Consider the following 3,476-nt stretch of genomic DNA (forward strand, 5'->3'; position numbering starts at 1 on the left):
AGGCTGAATTAAATCGAGGCCCCGTCTGGCCCGCTGAGAACCTGAATACACATTACCATTCGATCAAAATGATCTCCTGGTCAAATAAAAATCAACCACCAATGCGACACTGGCATGGAAACGGACCCGACGATCGATTCAAAACCGCTGCAATCGGGACTAAACCTACGTCGATTTATTCATTCAAAACGATCGCGCCACTGGGGTTGAAAGAACTGATTTGGAATGAAAATCTTTCTAACGGTCTGGACTATTCAATGTCAAAATCTCCCGACCACTATCAGGTGATCGGTCGTGTTGAGTACAAAGGTCGGTCTGTGATTCTGGTAGATGGATTCTTCACTCCTGGAGGAGAAGCAACAGAGCTACGTGATCGGATGCGGGCCTGGATCGATCCAGCGCAGGGTTACCTGCCTTTACGTCTGGAATGGGCGCTGGTTGATGATGCGAATAAAGTCGTGAGAGGCTTACATCACCATATTGAAGTTCTGGATGTGAAAAAAGTAGCTGACGGATATTATCCGGTGAAGATCAAATTCCAGGAATACACGTTTGACAGTCTCGCGATTGAAAAACAGGTCGCGGAAATTGGCATCGATAATTTAGACGATCATCCACTTCCCGACCTGCCACTGGTGCCTGGGCTCGTCAAAACCTGGGAAGCCACCGAATTCACTCGCAATAAAGCTATTGAACCAGCCACTCTCGCATTGAAATTCCCACAGGAAACACTCTTTAAAAAAATCAAAGATGACAACCAAGACTATGCCGGCGCGCCACTGCCAATTCCACCTCTACCTGAATACACACCAAAGTTGCAGGTCGGTGAGATGGCACCAAGCCTCGAAGTAGCCAGCTGGATGGATGGGAAAGCAAGAAATCTGGACGACTTTCGAGGGAAAGTAGTCGTGCTGCTATTTATGGACATCTCTGCTTTTTCAAATATCCAGGACGAAATGCGGCCTCAGTTGCGTATGATGATGAGCTGGTTGAAACAGATCCAGATGAAATATGCTCAGCAAGGTGTGGTCTTCCTTAACATTTTCCCTGCAGGAACAACCCCTGATCAGATCCACGCGTATCAGAACTTTCATCAATCGAAAACATTAGCGGCCATCGACTCAGGGACGAATCTCAATGAAGGAACGACTCTTAATAAATACACAGATCCTGGTGAGATGAGTGGCTTCCTGAGTGCCTTCCTGATCGGCCGCGATGGTCGTATCATCATCAGTACTGATTCCACAGCCGATTATGAATTTGAGAATTACTACCATTACGCCGCCAGGAAGCTATCGATTCCACTAGAGACGCAGGTGGATCTCTCCGAAGGAGAAGCCATGCACCTGAGCATGCGCATTCTTGAGTTCATTGTGAGTGAGCAACTCGATAACGCACTTGCTGCAAAACAGACGGAAGGTGACCTCAAATCGTCAGAAAAATGACGAGTACCGGAGAGATTCGAGATCCGGGAGTTAGGAAGCCACTTTTTCCTTGTCTTTACTCGATGTTTTTGACTTCAAATTCGAAGCCGCCGAGCCAGCTGGCCAGTAGGTTATAAATCCAGGCAAAGAAGACAAAAAATATAAATCCGAAAAAGCCCATGAGCAATGGACCAAACAGGTAGATGACCCCGATGATGCGAAGCTGGTCGCTGCCGAAGACAACCAGGGGAATGCCGATCAGGGTGTAGATGAATCCCATCAAAGCGTACATTGCCGTCATGACTTTGCTGGACTGCAGAATGGAAATGCGGATCATTTGTTTTTTCATCGTTTATGCTCCTGAGAAATCCAATGGACGCACCAGCCTCAGCATTTCAAGCTACTGAAGCGGACTTTGATCTTTTATGAACGCATTTCGGAGACACCCGGATCAATCTTTCTTTTCGAAATCAGGGAAGTTTCGGTTTTAACGGTTTACTGCTACCCGCTTTTTCCACGGGATAGAGGGCGTTGTGTTGTTCCATGCTGGTCATCAGGGCCTGCATCATTTTTTTGAGCTGCTTTGGTTCCGGAGCGGCCAGATTGTTCTGCTCAAAGGGATCTTTCGCGAGATTATAGAGCTGATAATGTGACCCTTCCGAGTCCTCTGAGGGAACATAGTGGTAGATGACTTTCCAGTCGCCGTCTCGATAGGTGGTGAAATAATTGCTGCGGTGCGGCGAGTGCGGATAGTGCATCAGAAATGTCTCATCGCGCGAGTCGTCCGGCTTGCCGGTGAGCAGTGTGTTGAGGAGTTTTCCGTCGACGATATGGTCTTCCGGCGATTTGACTCCTGTAATGTTCAGAATCGTTGGAAACAGATCCTGCACTGCTGCGGTTTGAGTCTGGATCGTATCGGCGGGGATCGGCAGTTGTTTCTGAAGTGGATTGTCAGGATTCCGTTTGGCCCAGGCGGCGATGAACGGCACGCGCATGCCCCCTTCGTAGTGAGCCCCTTTCTTGCCGCGTAACGGGGCGGCACAGGCGACGGCGTGCTGATGCCCCAGCGGCGCATCGGAACCGTTGTCCCCCAGGAAAAAGATGAGCGTGTTTTCGGCAACGCCGAGCGCGTCGAGTTGATTCATGATGTCGCCCAGCGATTTATCCATACCTTCAATCAACGTGGCAAAAGCCTGCGCGGGAGCCGGCTTGCCTGAGTCTTTGTAATGCGCGGCGAAACGCGGATCGGAATCAAACGGCGCATGGACGGCATATTGGGCCATATAAAGGTAGAACGGTTGCCCCGCCTTCACGGTTGCGGCCAACGCGGCGTTCGCTTCGAGCGTGAGTGCTTCGGTAAGAAAGGTTTCGGTGCCATGATATTTTTCGAGATGCGGAACGGCGTGGTGAGACCGCTTCGTGCTGCGGCCAAAGTTCTTGGATCCATAATAACTGCCGGGCGCACCGAACGCAGCGCCGGCGATATTGACATCAAAACCGAGATTGCTGGGATCTGCTCCGGGAAACCCGTCTGCTCCGAAGTGCCCTTTGCCGACATGGATCGTGCGATACCCGGCCTGCTCCAGCAGACGGGCCAAAGTGACATCGTCTTTTTTCAACCCTTCCCAGTTCCAGTCGGGCGGCCCCTGTGGTCCTGCGTTGTTTTTGGCGGGATTGATCCAGTTGGTCGCATGGTGGCGTGCCGCATTCTGACCGGTCATAATCGAAATGCGTGTGGGCGAACAGACGCTCATCGCGTAGAAATTGTTAAAGCGAATCCCCTGCTTCGCCAGCCGTTCCATGCTGGGGGTGATATAATAATCATTAAGCGGATAACGCTTGGGTTTGCCCTGCGCGTCGGTCAGAAAGGGAACCGAAGTATCCATCACGCCCATATCATCCACGAGGAACACCACAATGTTGGGTGTCTGTTGATCTTTGTTTTGAAAGTTTGCAGCGACCGCTGGCGTAATCACCGCTGCAGAAATCAAAAACAGTATCAGACAGCTGACAACAACCCGTCGCGTGAAGCGTGAAATATGAGAACTCATG

At 50.5% G+C, this 3,476-nt stretch carries 2 protein-coding genes and 1 pseudogene; 1 reads left to right on the plus strand and 2 read right to left on the minus strand.

Translation table 11 applies throughout. The features are described 5' to 3' along the window. Positions 1-1,445 (plus strand): annotated as a pseudogene (locus tag Q0294_RS20155) (peptidase M56); the annotation flags it as partial. 55 nt (positions 1,446-1,500) lie between these two features. Here the strand turns inward: Q0294_RS20155 and Q0294_RS20160 are convergent. Together Q0294_RS20160 and Q0294_RS20165 are read right to left on the minus strand one after the other, a co-directional pair. Next, positions 1,501-1,773 carry a hypothetical protein gene (locus Q0294_RS20160; protein ID WP_299469044.1) on the minus strand — a complete coding sequence of 91 codons (273 nt, stop codon included), beginning with the start codon at positions 1,771-1,773 and terminating at the stop codon, positions 1,501-1,503. 121 nt (positions 1,774-1,894) lie between these two features. Next, on the minus strand, positions 1,895-3,475 hold the full coding sequence (locus tag Q0294_RS20165; protein ID WP_299469046.1) for a sulfatase: 1,581 nt from the start codon (positions 3,473-3,475) through the stop codon (positions 1,895-1,897). Position 3,476: the final 1 nt, after the last annotated feature.

Source organism: uncultured Gimesia sp., assembly GCF_937919775.1.
Classification (GTDB): Bacteria; Planctomycetota; Planctomycetia; order Planctomycetales; family Planctomycetaceae; genus Gimesia.